Genomic DNA, 14,962 nt, shown 5'->3' on the forward strand with positions numbered 1-14,962 from the left:
CAGACTACAGATAGTGGTGCTCCGCAAACCATCGTACCGCGTCCCGCAAGGCCTCCTCCGCAGGACGATGGGTATAATGCAGGACCCGCTCCGCCTTGGCAGACGAAAAATACATCTTGTGGGCGGCCATGCGCAGCTCGTCCACCGTTACCAGCGGTGTCCCCCTCCCCCGCAGGCGCACCACCCGCTCCGCCCCCCAGGCCAGGGGATAAAGCAGGCGGCGGGGGATACGCAGCCACGGCGAACGATGCCCGGTCAGACCGGCAATACGGGTGAGGATCGCCGCCAAGGGGAGGTTGTCGCCACCGAGAATATAGCGTTCCCCGACCTCGCCGTCCGTAAATGCCTGCCAATGGCCCATGGCCACATCATCCACATGCACCACGTTCAGACCGGTATCGACATACGCCGGCATGCGGCCCGCCGCAGCATCGCGCACCATCCGCCCGGTGGGGGTGGGCTTGCGATCCGCCGGACCTATGGGCGTCGACGGATTGACGATGACGATGGGCGCACCTTCCTCCCGGCAAAGGGCCCGCAGAGCCTCCTCGGCGAGATATTTGGAGCGCTTGTAGTGCCCGATCATGTCTTCCAGTTGCGCGGTGGTGTCCTCATCGGCTTCCCGGCCATCAGCGTAGTGACCGAGCACGGCAACGCTGCTGGTATAGACGATGCGCTCCACCCCGGCATCGAGCGCCGCGCGCACCAGACGTTCGCTGCCGCCCACATTGGCGGCATACATGGCGCGCGGATCGGGCACCCAGAGCCGGTAGTCCGCAGCCACATGAAAAACCGCCTGACAGCCAGCCACCGCGCTGTCCAGAGCCGGGCCGTCTGTGAGATCCCCGACCACCAGCTCCACGTCCAGCCCTTCCCAGTTGGCCGGATCAGCGCCGGTGCGGTGGAGCACTCGTATCTCCAGACCTTCGGCGAGCAGGCGGCGCAGCACCGCGCCACCGACGAAACCAGATGCCCCGGTCAACAGGGCCTTCATGCCGCCTTTCCCGCGTAACGAAGGGCCGGCGCCACCGTGCGGAGCGTTCTCAGCGCCTTCTGCATCTGCCCACCCAAACCCAGCAAAGTGGATAACTCGGCAGGATGGCGCAACAACCCGCGCGCCAGGCGGAGGGCCTGCGGCCGCCCGTAGGCGTCGACACTCGTCGTGGCCACCGCCGGCAACGACTGATCCGCAGGGTCCACGACACTGCGGATGACGATGAAGGGAGTATCCGCGTCATGCGCTGCGGCGGCAATGGCACCACTTTCCATATCCACCCCCTGTGCCGACGGGTAATCCATCAGAAAGGCCGCCTTTGCAGCCCTGGAGCCGCAGGGCTCATCCACCGAAAGCACTCCCCCGGCATGGAATGGGATGGATAGGGATTTCGCCAGGCTCCCGCGCCATGCCACATCCACCGCCCAGCACTGCCCCGCCCAGAACACGGTTTCCGGCAGGAGCAGATCCCCCGGCTTCCGTTCCGACCGCAAGGCGCCCGCAGTGCCCCAGGAAACCAGCCCGTCAACACCCGCAGCAATCAGCCTATCCGTTGCGGCCGTCGCCCGCTCCGGCCCCATGCCGGAAATACACAGCAAGATCTGCTCACCCACCTCTATCAGCGCATCGTGCGACAGCGCGCCTGCGAGGGAAAAAACACGCGCCTCCGCGTCCAGCGCCGCCACCACTCCTATTCGTGCGCCATGCATCCCAAGTTCCGGTAGCGGGCCAGTGCCCAAAGCGGGAAATAAAACGCATACCCATGATAAATCAGGTAGAAAACCTTCGGGAATCCTGGTGCGTTAAAAAATGGCGCCTGCCAGCATCCATCCCCTTCCTGATGCGCCTGCAGCCAGGCTATGCCACGATGCAGGGCGACACTATCCCGGTCTCCCGCCGCCATCAGACCCAGGCAGGCCCAAGCCGTCTGCGCTGCGGTAGAGGTCTGGCCCATCCCGGCAAGACCGGGGTCACTGTAGGAATCGTTGCTTTCACCCCAACCGCCGTCGCCCTGCTGTACCGCGCGCAACCAGTACGCCGCGCGTTCCATGGTGGGCTTCAGGGAAGGATCATTCAGTTCGGCCAGTGCCATGAGCACGGACCAGGTTCCGTAGATGTAGTTGGTTCCCCAACGCCCGAACCAGGCGCCCGATGACTCCTGTTCACGCAGCAGATAAGCCACGGCACGCCGCAGCACATCGCGGTCCCGTGGCCGCGCCAGATGCGCCAGAAAGGCCACCACTCGCCCGGTGACATCGGCCGTCGGCGGGTCCAGCAGGGCCTTGTGGTCAGCAAAGGGAATTTCGTTCAGGTAGTAGTGGGTGTTATCCACATCATAGGCGCCGAAACCGCCGTTTCTGGATTGCATGCCCGCCAGCCAGTTCGCCGCCTTCTCGATACTGTCTCGATCCTCCGCGCGCCCGGCCCGCGCCAGGGCCCAGCCCACTGCCGCCGTGTCATCCAGATCCGGATAATACGGATTGGCATATTGAAACGCCCAGCCACCGCCCGCCAAATGGGGGCGTGACTCCCGCCAGTCGCCGGGTTCGGCGCCGATCTGCCGGTTCTTGAGCCAGCGAATACCGTTTTGCACCGCCGGAGAGACCTCGCCATCCTCCTCCAGCAGGGCGTGGAGCGCGAGACAGGTATCCCAGACGGGTGATACACAGGGCTGACAATAGGCATCGTTCGCCCGCTCCACCACCAGTTTGCGCAGCGCCGCCCCGGTTTGCCGACGATAATCATGATCCGGCGGATAGCCGAGCAGCTCCAGGGCCTCGTGGGCGTTCACCATGGCCGGGAAAATGCCGTTCAGACCATCTTCCCCATTGATCCGCGCGGTAAACCATGCCTCCGCCTTCTTCAGGGCACGGCGCCGGATACCGTGCGGTATCCAGCCCTCCATCAACCGCCAGAATCGATCCAGAGACAGAAAGATGTATGCCACAATCCCTCGCCGGGCGTGGCTGAAATAATCCGTGATCTGATCCGGCGGTCGACGGAACAACTCCCGAATATGCACCTGTAGGGGATTTTTGGCGCGCGCCTTGAGGCTGCACAGAATAAACAGGGGCACCATCACCGTGCGCGACCAGGAAGCGACCTTGTAGATATGAAAGGGAAACCAGCGCGGCAGCAGCATGATTTCCACCGGAATGAAGGGCACCGCCCGCCACGGCACCTGGGCAAAAAGCGCCAGGGTAATGCGCGTGAACACATTGCTGCGTTCCGCTCCGCCATGGGCGAGAATCGCCTCCCGGGCGCGCCGCATGTGGGGCAGTTCGGGGTCATCGCCCGCAAGTTTCAGCGCGTAATAGACCTTTACCGATGCACTCAGGTCAAAATGGCCGCCGTAATAGAGGGGCCAGCCCCCGTGATCCGCCTGCTTGCCGCGCAGATAGACGGCGATCCTGGCCTCCAGAGCCTCGTCCCGCTCATCCATGTAATGCTGCATCAGAATATATTCGGCAGGAATGGTGCAATCGGCCTCAAACTCGAAACACCAGTGACCATCCTCCGCCTGCCGACCGCCCAACGCCTGACGCGCCTGCGCGATCACCCGATCCAGTGACGAACGAAAAATGCCCGCGCCAGAGTGCAACGGTTGCAGCATACGATTCATGGTTGCGCGACAGCGGAAGGCAAAGGCAGTGGTTTGACGCCCACCCGGAAACTCCACTGCAGGAGCGCATCGGAGCGATGCAGGAGACGCGACAGAAATACCACCCGATGTACGCTGCGGCGGCTGATTTTCACCTCGCTTCCGGAGGCAAAGGCCGGATTTTCGGCAATCCGCCGCAGGGTCAGCACCGCCATAGCGATGGCCCAGAGGCAAAAATCCCGCATCCCCGTCTGCCCGGCCGGTATCAGCAGCGTATAGCGCAGCGCATTTTGCAGATGGTTCGCGGCAATACCCAGCAGCTCGGTGAGGCCCGCCTGGAACGCGGGGTCCCGACTGCCGGGCCGCACCCCCGCGATATCGCAGCCATGACGCTGAAACAGCGCGCGTGGCATCCAGCTCACACCGCGCTGCCAGTCATCCCAGATGTCCTTGAGAATATTGGTCATCTGCAGGCCCTGCCCGAAGGACACCGCCAAACGCTGCATCTCCGCATCATGCTCCGCCAGCAGCGGCTCGAACTCGACAAATAGGCTGGTGAGCATTTCACCGACGACACCCGCAACCACATAGCAGTAGCGATCCAGGGCCGCCATGTCCGCCAACCCCTGCAACGAAGCATGCTGCTGAAACTCCGCCATCCCCATTCCCATGATCCGCACGCAGCGGGACAATGCCGCCTGCTGGGTGGGGTTGAGGCTGTGGGTGATGGCGACGACTTCCGGAGTGTGGCGAATCAGATCGTGCTCGGCTTCGGGCATCTCCGGCGACAGGTCTGCGCCCAATGCGGCAGCAAAGGCGGCGGGATCGTCCGCACCCTCCACGACCTGAAGAAATTTGGCCTGCCAACAGGCTTTTTTTTCCCAGGGCATATCCGGATCGTCTTCAATGGTGTCGGCAATGCGGCACAACAGATAACCGTTACCGACTGCGTCCCGGAGCGCTTCCGGCAACTGGGGGATGGTCAGGGCAAAAGTTCTGGAAACAACCTGAAGGCTTTGTGCCTGGTACGCCAAAGCCCGCTCCAACGCCGCCATCAACATGCGGTCCTGTCTGGTGACATCCAAACTCCTTGTTGTGTTTGTCCGGGTGTGCACAAACACCCTGTCATCTGGCGGCAATGTAACGATCCCCGGCCCATTCTGCAAGTCTTGCAGCCCTATGCCGCCCACCCGGATCTGCGCACCGCGACCCGTCGCCGTCACTCGGTCCTGGCGGCGCCCCCAGGGGTGCCATCGTCTGAAACATGCAACTCGGAACGCAGGGCGCGGCGCATCAGTTCATCGCTCGCGGCGCGCGGCGCGGCACCCTCGAACAGCACGCGATAGACCTGTTCGGTAATCGGCATGTCCACCCCCAGGCTCTGCGCAAGCTGAAACAAAGCCTGCGCCGTGCGTACCCCCTCGGCCTCCTCGCCAATTCCGCGCAGCACCGCTTCCAGGCTCAGGCCGCTGCCCAGGCCCAGCCCCACCCGCCGGTTCCGCGAGAGATCGCTGCAGGACGTGAGGATCAGGTCCCCGGCACCGGCCAGACCCATGAAGGTCTCGGTTCGCCCCCCCAGCGCCGTTCCCAGGCGATGCAACTCCGCCATCCCACGAGTGATGAGCGCGGCACGGGCACTGTCGCCATTGCCCAGACCATCGGAAATACCAGCGGCAATGGCCAGCACATTCTTGATCGCCCCGCCCAGACAGACGCCCGCTACATCATCACTGGTGTAGACCCGCATCTGCGCACTACCAAAGGCCTCGGCCACCCGCTGGGCATAGGTCGGATCGGTAGACGCCGCCGTCATCGCCAGTGGTTTGCCGAGCATCAGGTCATGGGCGAAACTCGGGCCGGAAAGCACCACCAGAGGCGCCTCCGGCAAGATTTCCCGCAATACCTGGTCGAGGCGCAGGGCGCTCGGCACTTCCAGCCCTTTACTGGCGAGGACGAACAGCGCGGTGGACGGCAGGCAGGGGAGCAGATGCGTCAGCAGGCCACGCAACGCATGACTGGGCACCGCGAGGACGATGCCCTCCCCGCCCTGTACCGCAGCGGCGAGGTCCACCGTGCAGTGCAGTCCTTCCGGCCGGGCGCACTCTGGAAATACGGGGAAAAGGTCCGTCCGTCCGGGCTGACAGGGCAGGCGCTCGGCGCGCCGTCCCCAAAGCTGCACCATATGCCTCTGGCGCAGCAGATATACGGCCAGCGCCGTCCCCCAGTGACCGCCGCCCAGCACTGCCCAACGCATGGATTATTGCGTCGTATAGTTCTGCTGCTGGGTCTGCGCCTGCTGATACAGGGCCTCGAAATTCACCGGGTGCAGGTGCAATGGCTGGAAACCACCGCGACCGACGAGATCCGCAACCACTTCCCGCGCATACGGGAACAGGATGGTCGGGCAATGCACGGCCAACAGAGCGGGCATATGCTCTTCCGGGATGTTCTGAACCCGGAACAGACCAGACTGCTGAACTTCCACCGCAAAGTAGGTGCTCTCACCCGCCTTGGCCTTGACGGTCACCGTCAGCGTCACTTCGGTAAGTCCTTCCATCCCTTCCACTACGGTGCTCGCGGTGTTCAGCCCCACATCTACGGTCGGCGCCTCGGTCTGCACAAAACTGAGGGGCGCGTTGGGCGACTCAAAAGAGATGTCTTTCACGTAGATGCGCTCGATCATGAAAACTGCTTCCTGTTCGTCCATAAGTCCTTCTTCTTGGGTTGTGGGTAGCGGTAGTCTAACTGAATTTCCCCCCGCCGGGCTACGTCCCCCATGCCCCGACGGGGATTTGTGCCGTCCGTCCGTTACGCCCCACTCTGGAGCGACACCACTTTGCCTTTGCGGCGCTGCGCCGGGCGTGAACCGGCCTGAAATCGACTTGCCAAACGCTGGTCTAAACCCGTGTCGGGAGCAGGCCTGGAAAATGCCTGGCGCAAAATACCGGGCGCCTCTGAACCCCACATCGAGCGCGCCGAGCGGGATACTTGCCCAGAACAAGACCTTCCACCAGGGGCACTTGCTCTGTGTCGCGGTTCTGTGTAGGATCTCAGCGCTGTCCACGTCCCCATCGTCTAGTGGCCTAGGACACCGCCCTTTCACGGCGGTAACGGGGGTTCGAACCCCCCTGGGGACGCCAAATAAAACTATCAGTTAGCAAATTCTGCACGATCAAGGGGCGGGTGCTGCTGGTTCCTGAAACAAAAACAGACGATCCACGCAAGGTACTGCTATCCAGCCGTGCGCTGTCTGTGTTGAAGCGCTGGCTCAACAATCGGATGCGAGGACGTTCACAACAGCGGTCAACCAAGCCCTCCGTCAATACATTGCCGCTATACACTCTTGCAATGAGTTGCGGTGCGGGGCGAAATTGCACCTGCGCCTGTTCTTCCTGGATTGCCCGCTGATAACGCTCCATGGATACCTTCCTTTATCCTCACAGGCGTGAGCTCTGCCAATCCATGACCCGCAATCCCGGAACGCGCTCGAATTCCCGCAAGTTGTTGGTCACGACAAACAATCCCAGGCTTCTGGCGTGGCCTGCGATCATCTGGTCATAAGGCCCGATGGGTTTGCCGATCTTGGCCAGTTCTGCGCGGAGCTGCCCAGTATGCTTGGCGGCTTCGCTCCCGAATTCGAGCACTTCCAGCCTGGCGGCGAACCCTTCAACTTCGGCCAGGTTGCGTTCCGGTACCTGTGATTTCTCCGCGCCATAGATCAACTCCATCAAGGTGACGGTGCTGATAGCCATTTGCCCATGGTGCTGACGGAACTGTTCGCGGATCTCCGGTGGCTTGTTCTTGATAGTAAAGATGCAGATATTGGTATCCAGCAGGTATTTGATCACAACGGTTCCCGGAACTGGCCGGCGGGTTGCTCACGGCTTTCCATGAAGTCGGCGCTGACCCCTTCTCCATCGAACCAGCTCTCCCAGGACTCTCCGGCAGGAACCAGAATGCGCATGCGGCCTATGGCGACCACCTCTACGCGCTTCACATCTGCCGGAAAGGCTATCGACTTGGGCAGACGTATCGCCTGGCTACGGTTGATCTGAAAAACAGTGGCATGCTCCATGGGGCACCTCCATAGGTATATGGCAACAGGATATCCATGAGATTCCCCGCAGTCAATCATGACCGAGCTTGTTACGGCCCGCAATACATTAGGTGCCATGCTCCGAGCTATTTGAGCTTGAAACGGCGGGGTCATCCCACGGTCTTTCGGCATGAACACACACCCGGAGAAGCGCAGGACAGCGAGGACTGCCACGCGCTGGGTGGTTACGTCAGAAGGGCTCAACCATCTGCCCGATGATCTGCTGCAGACCGCCATCGAGGCCTTGCGATGAAGGCCCATGAACCAGTGGATAACGAAACCTAGAAAAAGCCCAACGGATTGATGTCGTAGCTGACCAGCAGGTTTTTCGTTTGCTGATAATGGTCGAGCATCATTTTGTGGGTTTCACGGCCTACGCCGGATTTTTTGTAACCACCGAAGGCAGCATGTGCTGGGTACATGTGGTAGCAGTTGGTCCACACACGACCTGCCTGAATGCCACGGCCCATGCGGTAGGCACGGTTCATGTCGCGAGTCCACACGCCTGCGCCCAGACCAAACTCGATGTCGTTGGCAATCGCCAATGCTTCCGCTTCGTCCTTGAAGGTTGTCACAGACACGACCGGCCCGAAGATTTCTTCTTGGAACACACGCATGTTGTTGGTGCCTTTCAGCAGGGTAGGTTGGATGTAGTAACCTTCGCAGTAATCCGCAGACATGGTTTCCACCGCGCCACCGGTAATGACTTCAGCGCCTTCGTCCTTGCCGATCTGGATGTAGCTGAGGATTTTGTCGTACTGTTCCTGGGAAGCTTGCGCACCGACCATGACTTCAGTATCCAACGGATTGCCGCGTTTGATTTGCGCTGAACGCTCAACCACCATGCCGATGAATTTTTCGTAGATGGATTCTTGAATCAACAGGCGTGAAGGGCAAGTGCAGACTTCGCCTTGGTTGAAGAATGCCAGTACCGCGCCCTCCACCGCCTTGCTCACAAACGCATCTTCCTGATCCAGCACGTCGGCAAAGAAGATGTTGGGGGATTTGCCACCCAGTTCCACGGTAGACGGGATAATGTTTTCCGCCGCGTATTTCATGATCAGGGAACCGACCGGGGTAGAGCCGGTAAAGGCGATTTTGGCAATGCGTTTGCTGGTTGCCAGCGCTTTGCCTGCTTCCACACCGTAGCCGTTGACCACGTTCAGCACGCCTGCCGGCAACAGGTCGGCGATCAGTTCCATCATCACCAGAATGGAGGCGGGGGTCTGTTCTGCCGGTTTCAGTACCACACAGTTACCTGCCGCCAGTGCGGGCGCCAGCTTCCAGCACGCCATCAGCAGCGGGAAGTTCCACGGAATGATTTGACCAACGACGCCCAGCGGCTCATGGAAGTGGTAAGCGACGGTATTTTCGTCGATTTCACCTATAGTGCCTTCCTGAGCGCGTAAGCAGCCTGCGAAGTAGCGGAAGTGGTCGGAGGAAAGCGGCACGTCCGCATTCAGAGTTTCGCGCACGGCTTTGCCGTTATCCCAGGTTTCAGCCACAGCCAGCATTTCCAGATTGGCGTCAATGCGGTCAGCGATTTTCAGCAGGATATTGGAACGGGCAGTAACGGAAGTTCTGCCCCAGGCATCTTTGGCAGCGTGGGCGGCATCCAATGCCAGTTCAATATCTTCCGCGCTGGAACGGGGGATTTGGCAGAACGGCTTGCCGTTGATCGGGGAAATATTGTCGAAGTATTCACCGCGGACTGGGGCAACCCACCGGCCGCCGATGAAGTTGTCATAGCGTTCTTTGAAGTTGACGACTGCGCCTTCGGTATTTGGATTTGCATATTGCATGTTATGGCCTCACTCAATGCGGATACGGGGTCATGATCAGTCAGCGTTCGATACCCAATGGCCAGCCAGCGGCTTATCCGCCCCGGCTTTTATGAACAGCGCGGTATCAGCTACGCCAGTTTTTGCCGCCCGGCGGGGCCAGTGCATTCAAAGCTAGCACATCGTGCCAAACCTCGGCAACGGCATGGAACGAATCGGCCACGGGTGGAGAAAAAATGCGCCCAGATCCAGGCCACGTTTTACCCCTTCCTTTGTCTGCCGCCCTTTCTTACACTGTGCGCTTCAGCTAAACAGGGATTTTTATGCGCGCCAGTCAGATTTTTATCCCCACCCTCAAGGAGACGCCCGCCGAGGCCGAACTCGTCAGTCACCAGTTGCTGCTGCGCGGCGGCTTTATCCGCCGCCTGGCTTCCGGCTTATATACCTGGATGCCCCTCGGGTTGCGGGTGTTGCGCAAGGTGGAGCGGGTGGTGCGTGAAGAGATGGATCGCAGCGGCGCGCAGGAATTGCTGATGCCGGTGGTGCAGCCTGCCGAACTGTGGCAGGAGTCGGGCCGCTGGGAACAATACGGCCCGGAGTTGCTGCGCCTGCGCGACCGCCATGACCGCGAGTTTTGCCTGGGACCTACCCATGAGGAAGTCATCAGCGATCTCGCGCGGCGGGAGATTCACTCCTACCGGCAGCTTCCTGTCAATTTCTATCAGATCCAGACCAAGTTCCGCGATGAAATCCGGCCCCGCTTCGGGCTGATGCGCGGCCGTGAGTTCATCATGAAGGACGCGTATTCCTTCCACATGGATCATAGCTCCCTGGAAATCACCTATCAGGCAATGTACGAGGCCTACCAGCGGGTATTTACCCGCCTGGGGCTAAGCTTTCGTGCGGTGGAAGCCGACAACGGGGCCATCGGGGGTAAGCGCTCCCATGAGTTTCATGTGCTGGCGGATTCGGGGGAGGACGCCATCGTCTCCTGTCACCACTGCGACTATGCAGCCAACATGGAAAAAGCGGCGAGTCGCCCCGATCTGGCGGAAACGGAGATACCCCTGGCCGCCGAGCGGGTGCGGACGCCGGGCATCCGTACCGTCGCGGAGCAGGCGGAGCACCTGGGTATCCCTACCGCAAAAATCGTCAAAACCGTATTGGTAGTGGCCGACGGCAAGACCGTGATGCTGCTGCTGCGCGGTGACGACGAACTGAATCTGGTCAAGGCGGGGCACGCCCTGAATGCCCAGGACGTGCAAATGGCCAGACCGGAGGAAGCCATATCGGCCACGGGTGCGCCTTTGGGCTTCATCGGCCCCAAGGAGCCGCTGCTGTCCATCCCCATCCTGGCGGATCACCGCGCCCTTGGCGTGGCCAATTTCAGCACTGGCGCCAATGCGGCGGATCTGCACTGGATCAACCTCAACTGGGACCGCGATCTGCCGCGCCCGGCGGCGGCCGATCTGCGCAATGTCCGCGCCGGGGATGCCTGTCCCCATTGTGCGGAAGGCACCCTGAGCATCCGCCGCGGCATCGAGGTGGGGCACGTCTTTCAGCTTGGCGAGCGCTACAGCGAGAGCATGGGGATCACCGTGCTCGACGAAACCGGTCGCGACGCGACGGTCACCATGGGTTGCTACGGTATCGGGGTGTCGCGGGTGGTGGCGGCGGCGGTGGAGCAGCATTTCGACGACCGGGGCATCATCTGGCCGGTGGCCCTCGCGCCCTTTGAGGTGGGCATCGTCGCCATCAACGCGCGCAAGTCACCGGATGTGGCCGCCGCCGCCCAGGCCTTGCACGACCGCTTGGAGGCGGAGGGTTACAGCGTGTTGCTCGACGACCGCGATGAACGTCCCGGAGTACAGTTTGCCACTATGGACCTGGTCGGCCTTCCCCATCGCATCGTGGTCAGTGACACGGTGCTGGCGCAGGGTGTATGGGAATATCGCGCCCGGCGGACTACGGAAAACGTGCTGCTTGACGAAACACAACTCATGGAACGCCTGCGCAAGGAGCATGCCCGTGGATGAATCGCCCGTAAAACCGCTCATAAAGCATATTCTGGTGGCCGTGGATTTTTCGCCCATGGCGCTGGTCACCGCACAGATGGCCGCACAGGAGGCACAACTGCGCGGCGCCCGCCTCACCCTGCTGCATATATTCAATCCGCAGATGCTCAATCTGCAGATGCCGGAAGAAATCCTGCCCCCCACCCTGGATCTGCGCGAAAAACTGCTCCATATGGCCCATGCCGAAATGGAAAAGCTGCGTCAGTCGGTAACCGAAGGCGGAATCACGCCGCAGGTGGAGATGGTGGAAAGTGGGGAGAATATCGGCAAGGCAGTGATCGCCTTCAGCAAGGCCCATGAAGTGGACATGCTGGTGGTGGGCAGTCATGGCCACGGCGCCATTGGCCGGTTGCTGCTGGGTTCCGTCGCCAACGATATCGTCCATTACGCCCGCTGCCCGGTGCTGGTAGTCAAGCAGCCGGAGGAGTGAGCCCGGGAATCGTCAGGGCTGGCGCGCGGAGAGCTCCGTAGCCGCCGTCTGCGCCGCCCAACTGCTTATCGCCCTCACGAAGCGTGAGCTGGCCGTGGCCATCGCCTTCGCGCCGCCCTGCGCACTCGCACTGGGAAGCATCTCGGTGAAACTGAAATGCCGCTGCGCGATCACCTGATAATCGGCAGTTTTCACCAGTGTCGCCGTACCGGCAACCAGCGCCGCGCCCGCATCCGGACCGCTGAAATTCACCACGAAGTCCGTCAGCCTGACCTGTAGCAACCAGACGGAACGACCTCTCGACAGTGGTGTCAACACGGCCCGCCACTGGCCGGATTCTTCCAGTTGCCGTTGCAGACGACTGGCAATCATCTGCGGCGGGGTCCCGATCCAGCGGGCATCCCGGTAGGCCAGCAGTCGCTGCTGGTCCTGGTAGAGCAGGTGGTACTGATAATTGTCCGTTTCCAGCCACTGCACGGCGCTGACCGGCCCCAGCCGCAGCACGGGCAGCGTCGCCGTTGATCTCGTGGTGCTGGCCAGAGGGGCAGGATGCGGGGGCGTAATATCGTAGGGCGCCTGCCAGGAAACGCTGGTGGCACAACCTGTGGCGAGCAGGAGCAGACCCGCCAGTGCCATGCGCTTCCCGACTGGTGAACATTCGGAGTAAAGGTGTCGCATGCGCTCAATTTCCTCCTGCGGAAAATCCCGGCTCACCCGGACCCGGCGGCGGGCCACGATCGCCGTAGAGCAGCGATTGCGGGGAGCGTTGCAGCGAGCGGCTGAGACTCTGCACCGCCGTACTGCTGGTGATCAGACTTTGTGTCAGGCGATTCACCTGCGGCAACGTGTCGTAATTGAGGGTATTCACCGTCCGCTCCCCGGCCACAGCAAGTCCACGCAAGGATTTGGCGGCCGCCGCCGTGTCCGCCAGTGGTGCCTGGGCGGCGACCGTCAGCGCATCCAGATGTTTGAGCATTCGCTGGCTTGCCACCATGGTGGACCGGGTAGCGGCGACCATCCCGGGCAGAGTCTTGATGGTCGGCAATAATGCCATCTCCATCTGCACCAAATGGTCCGTGGCCTGGTCAAGGTGGATGAGGGTCTGCCCAAAACGGGCGCGATTCTGGCTATTGAGCAGCATGTTCATACGACTGGCCAACACGTTGCCACGATTCACCAGGGATTCGCCGTTGCGGGACAGCACCTCCCAAAAGCTGGGATGCATGGGAATTTCGGCCGGTCGGCTGTCCACCCTCGGCAAAGGCGCGAAGTTGGTACCGTGATCCGTCAGGGACAAATAACTCAGTCCGGTCACCCCTTGCGGCGCCAGTTCGGCGAAGGTCGCTCGGGTAACGGGCGTCGCCTCATCCACTTTGATCCGCACCCTGATCATGCGCGGATTCGCCGGATCCAGACCAATCGCAGTCACCTCTCCGACCCGCACGCCTTTGAAACGTACCGGCGCCTGCAGAGTCAGGCCCGCGACGCTGTACCGAGATATGACATCGAAGGTCACGCCCGGCCTCTGCCGGTGATGCATCCACAATCCGACCACCACCATCCCAATGCCGAGAACGGCCAGAAAGATGAGTGCTACCAGCGCGTGTGCACGGCTCTCCAAGGGGAACTCCTCTGCGGTATCCTAGGCTATTGGAGCACAGGACGGGCGCCAAGCCAATGACCACCCGGCGCGTCCATGGCTCGGCGCACGGATTGACTTGCCACAAGACCCATGCCTAAATGTCGGAAATTCACAGGAACGCTGATGCTCTATGGACTTTGACATCCTCCGCCGTACCATGATCGACACCCAGATCCGCACCTGGGATGTGCTCGACCCCCGTGTGCTGAACGCCGTGGCGCAGGTGAAGCGCGAGGACTTCGTAGCCGCTCCCTACCGGCACCTGGCTTTCGCTGATTTTACCCTGCCTCTGGCGCACGGTGAAACCATGTGGTCGCCGAAAATGGAGGCTCGAGTCGTGCAGGAGCTGGATTTGCGGGAACAGGACCGGGTACTGGAGATCGGCACCGGAAGCGGCTATCTGACCGCCCTGATGGCACAACTTGCGGGAATGGTACACAGCGTCGAAGACCGCGCCGATCTCTCCCGGACAGCGGCAGATCATCTGCGCACACAAGGTGTTCAGAATGCCTGTCTGCACATTGGCGACGGCTCCGAGGGCTGGGCGGACAATGCCCCATATGATGCCATCTGCATCACCGGCTCCCTGCCGGTACTGCCGGATATCTTCAAACAGCAACTGACGGTCGGTGGACGGCTGGTCGCCATTCTCGGTACCGGTCCGGCCATGGGGGTGCGGCGCATCCTGCACTCCCGGCCGGGTGTTTTTGAGAGCTCGGAGCTTTTTGAGACAGAGATCCCGCCTTTGCGTCATCAGCCGCTACCGGCCCACTTTGTGTTCTGAGCAGTCATGCGTATCGAGGCCGCGCAGAGCATCGTCATTGCCATCGATCTGCAGGATCGCCTGCTCGGTACACTGGCGCCGGCGCGGCGGGCGCCGCTCCTGGACAATGTCTCCCGGCTGCTGAAATCGGCCACCGCCTTGGGGCTGCCTGTCCTCGCCACCGCCCAATATCCGCAGGGACTGGGGCCGGCCCGAGAGGATATCTGCGTCCATGCTGCGGAGGTTCTGGAAAAGACCGCCTTTTCCTGCTGGCGCGGCGAGAAAATCCGCCAGTGGCTGACGGCACGGGATGATCGGCGTCAGGTCATTCTGACCGGCATGGAGTTGCATATCTGCGTGCTGCAAACGGCGCTGGACCTGCAGGCGGCGGGCTGGCAACCGGTGGTAGTGGCCGACGCCTGCGCCAGTCGTGACGCCGGGCATCAGCAACCTGCCCTGGAGCGGCTGCGACAAGCCGGGGTTACGGTCGCCGTCGCGGAGTCCGTATTTTATGAATGGCTGGGGGACGCGATCCACCCGGCCTTTCGCGGTCTTGCCGCCGCGTGGCGCTAGGAATGC

At 61.6% G+C, this 14,962-nt stretch carries 16 protein-coding genes and 1 tRNA gene; 6 read left to right on the plus strand and 11 right to left on the minus strand.

Annotated elements, in window-relative coordinates; all coding sequences use genetic code 11:
* Nucleotides 1–4: 4 nt before the first annotated feature.
* The 6 genes from hpnA to secB form a co-directional block, all read right to left on the minus strand.
* Nucleotides 5–994: a hopanoid-associated sugar epimerase gene (gene hpnA / locus AFE_RS09780; protein WP_012536988.1), complete on the minus strand. Its 990-nt coding sequence runs from the start codon at nt 992–994 to the stop codon at nt 5–7.
* Nucleotides 991–1,704 carry a phosphorylase family protein gene (locus AFE_RS09785; protein ID WP_012536989.1) on the minus strand — a complete coding sequence of 238 codons (714 nt, stop codon included), beginning with the start codon at nt 1,702–1,704 and terminating at the stop codon, nt 991–993. Before AFE_RS09785 ends, hpnA begins: the two co-directional genes overlap by 4 nt.
* Nucleotides 1,686–3,608: a squalene--hopene cyclase gene (gene shc / locus AFE_RS09790; protein ID WP_226833836.1), complete on the minus strand. Its 1,923-nt coding sequence runs from the start codon at nt 3,606–3,608 to the stop codon at nt 1,686–1,688. Before shc ends, AFE_RS09785 begins: the two co-directional genes overlap by 19 nt.
* Nucleotides 3,609–3,613: 5 nt before the next feature.
* Nucleotides 3,614–4,657, minus strand: coding sequence for a phytoene/squalene synthase family protein (locus AFE_RS09795; protein ID WP_012607324.1), 1,044 nt, complete (start codon nt 4,655–4,657; stop codon nt 3,614–3,616).
* Nucleotides 4,658–4,815: 158 nt separating this feature from the next.
* Nucleotides 4,816–5,850, minus strand: coding sequence for an NAD(P)H-dependent glycerol-3-phosphate dehydrogenase (locus tag AFE_RS09800; protein WP_012536992.1), 1,035 nt, complete (start codon nt 5,848–5,850; stop codon nt 4,816–4,818).
* 3 nt (nt 5,851–5,853) lie between these two features.
* A complete protein-coding gene (gene secB, locus AFE_RS09805; RefSeq protein ID WP_012536993.1) occupies nt 5,854–6,303 on the minus strand; it encodes a protein-export chaperone SecB in 450 nt (149 codons plus the stop codon).
* Between the two features lie 357 nt (nt 6,304–6,660).
* On the opposite strand from secB, the gene AFE_RS09810 reads away from it, so the two are divergent.
* A tRNA-Glu gene (locus tag AFE_RS09810) sits at nt 6,661–6,736 on the plus strand.
* 297 nt (nt 6,737–7,033) lie between these two features.
* On the opposite strand, the gene vapC is transcribed toward AFE_RS09810, so the two are convergent.
* Both vapC and vapB read right to left on the minus strand, forming a co-directional pair.
* Nucleotides 7,034–7,444 (minus strand): type II toxin-antitoxin system tRNA(fMet)-specific endonuclease VapC, encoded by a 411-nt coding sequence (gene vapC, locus AFE_RS09815; protein ID WP_012536995.1) that lies wholly within the window; start codon nt 7,442–7,444, stop codon nt 7,034–7,036.
* Complete coding sequence (gene vapB / locus AFE_RS09820) at nt 7,441–7,671, minus strand: type II toxin-antitoxin system VapB family antitoxin (protein WP_009567455.1); 231 nt, start codon at nt 7,669–7,671, stop codon at nt 7,441–7,443. Before vapB ends, vapC begins: the two co-directional genes overlap by 4 nt.
* 151 nt (nt 7,672–7,822) lie before the next feature.
* Here vapB and AFE_RS16955 point away from each other — a divergent pair, with 151 nt between their 5' ends.
* Nucleotides 7,823–7,945 carry a hypothetical protein gene (locus AFE_RS16955; RefSeq protein ID WP_257246597.1) on the plus strand — a complete coding sequence of 41 codons (123 nt, stop codon included), beginning with the start codon at nt 7,823–7,825 and terminating at the stop codon, nt 7,943–7,945.
* A 28-nt stretch (nt 7,946–7,973) separates the two neighbouring features.
* Here the strand turns inward: AFE_RS16955 and exaC are convergent, their stop codons facing one another.
* On the minus strand, nt 7,974–9,494 hold the full coding sequence (gene exaC / locus AFE_RS09825; RefSeq protein ID WP_012536996.1) for an acetaldehyde dehydrogenase ExaC: 1,521 nt from the start codon (nt 9,492–9,494) through the stop codon (nt 7,974–7,976).
* 302 nt (nt 9,495–9,796) lie between these two features.
* On the opposite strand from exaC, the gene AFE_RS09830 reads away from it, so the two are divergent.
* Nucleotides 9,797–11,509, plus strand: a complete 1,713-nt coding sequence (locus AFE_RS09830) for a proline--tRNA ligase (RefSeq protein WP_009566247.1) — start codon at nt 9,797–9,799, stop codon at nt 11,507–11,509.
* Nucleotides 11,496–11,978, plus strand: a complete 483-nt coding sequence (locus AFE_RS09835; protein ID WP_009566245.1) for a universal stress protein — start codon at nt 11,496–11,498, stop codon at nt 11,976–11,978. The genes AFE_RS09830 and AFE_RS09835 overlap by 14 nt, the downstream gene beginning before the upstream one ends.
* Before the next feature lie 12 nt (nt 11,979–11,990).
* Here AFE_RS09835 and AFE_RS09840 read toward each other — a convergent pair whose 3' ends face one another.
* Both AFE_RS09840 and AFE_RS09845 read right to left on the minus strand, forming a co-directional pair.
* Complete coding sequence (locus AFE_RS09840) at nt 11,991–12,614, minus strand: ABC-type transport auxiliary lipoprotein family protein (RefSeq protein WP_225487052.1); 624 nt, start codon at nt 12,612–12,614, stop codon at nt 11,991–11,993.
* 46 nt (nt 12,615–12,660) lie between these two features.
* On the minus strand, nt 12,661–13,599 hold the full coding sequence (locus tag AFE_RS09845; RefSeq protein ID WP_009566240.1) for an MlaD family protein: 939 nt from the start codon (nt 13,597–13,599) through the stop codon (nt 12,661–12,663).
* 151 nt (nt 13,600–13,750) lie between these two features.
* Between AFE_RS09845 and AFE_RS09850 the strand changes: the two genes are divergently transcribed.
* Both AFE_RS09850 and AFE_RS09855 read left to right on the plus strand, forming a co-directional pair.
* Nucleotides 13,751–14,404: a protein-L-isoaspartate O-methyltransferase family protein gene (locus AFE_RS09850; protein ID WP_012536999.1), complete on the plus strand. Its 654-nt coding sequence runs from the start codon at nt 13,751–13,753 to the stop codon at nt 14,402–14,404.
* A gap of 6 nt (nt 14,405–14,410) precedes the next feature.
* On the plus strand, nt 14,411–14,956 hold the full coding sequence (locus tag AFE_RS09855) for an isochorismatase family protein (protein WP_012537000.1): 546 nt from the start codon (nt 14,411–14,413) through the stop codon (nt 14,954–14,956).
* Nucleotides 14,957–14,962 lie beyond the last annotated feature (6 nt).

It is taken from the genome of Acidithiobacillus ferrooxidans ATCC 23270 (assembly GCF_000021485.1).
Lineage (GTDB): Bacteria > Pseudomonadota > Gammaproteobacteria > Acidithiobacillales > Acidithiobacillaceae > Acidithiobacillus > Acidithiobacillus ferrooxidans.

What these genes read in the sequence shown, in the direction of transcription:
- AFE_RS09840 (WP_225487052.1), bottom strand. Translation starts at nt 12,614, where the DNA reads ATGGCACTGGCGGGTCTGCTCCTGCTCGCCACAGGTTGTGCCACCAGC.
- shc (WP_226833836.1), bottom strand. Translation starts at nt 3,608, where the DNA reads ATGCTGCAACCGTTGCACTCTGGCGCGGGCATTTTTCGTTCGTCACTG.
- vapB (WP_009567455.1), bottom strand. Translation starts at nt 7,671, where the DNA reads ATGGAGCATGCCACTGTTTTTCAGATCAACCGTAGCCAGGCGATACGT.
- hpnA (WP_012536988.1), bottom strand. Translation starts at nt 994, where the DNA reads ATGAAGGCCCTGTTGACCGGGGCATCTGGTTTCGTCGGTGGCGCGGTG.
- AFE_RS09850 (WP_012536999.1), top strand. Translation starts at nt 13,751, where the DNA reads ATGGACTTTGACATCCTCCGCCGTACCATGATCGACACCCAGATCCGC.
- AFE_RS09835 (WP_009566245.1), top strand. Translation starts at nt 11,496, where the DNA reads ATGCCCGTGGATGAATCGCCCGTAAAACCGCTCATAAAGCATATTCTG.
- AFE_RS16955 (WP_257246597.1), top strand. Translation starts at nt 7,823, where the DNA reads ATGAACACACACCCGGAGAAGCGCAGGACAGCGAGGACTGCCACGCGC.
- AFE_RS09795 (WP_012607324.1), bottom strand. Translation starts at nt 4,657, where the DNA reads ATGTTGATGGCGGCGTTGGAGCGGGCTTTGGCGTACCAGGCACAAAGC.
- AFE_RS09830 (WP_009566247.1), top strand. Translation starts at nt 9,797, where the DNA reads ATGCGCGCCAGTCAGATTTTTATCCCCACCCTCAAGGAGACGCCCGCC.
- AFE_RS09855 (WP_012537000.1), top strand. Translation starts at nt 14,411, where the DNA reads ATGCGTATCGAGGCCGCGCAGAGCATCGTCATTGCCATCGATCTGCAG.
- AFE_RS09800 (WP_012536992.1), bottom strand. Translation starts at nt 5,850, where the DNA reads ATGCGTTGGGCAGTGCTGGGCGGCGGTCACTGGGGGACGGCGCTGGCC.
- AFE_RS09785 (WP_012536989.1), bottom strand. Translation starts at nt 1,704, where the DNA reads ATGCATGGCGCACGAATAGGAGTGGTGGCGGCGCTGGACGCGGAGGCG.
- secB (WP_012536993.1), bottom strand. Translation starts at nt 6,303, where the DNA reads ATGGACGAACAGGAAGCAGTTTTCATGATCGAGCGCATCTACGTGAAA.
- exaC (WP_012536996.1), bottom strand. Translation starts at nt 9,494, where the DNA reads ATGCAATATGCAAATCCAAATACCGAAGGCGCAGTCGTCAACTTCAAA.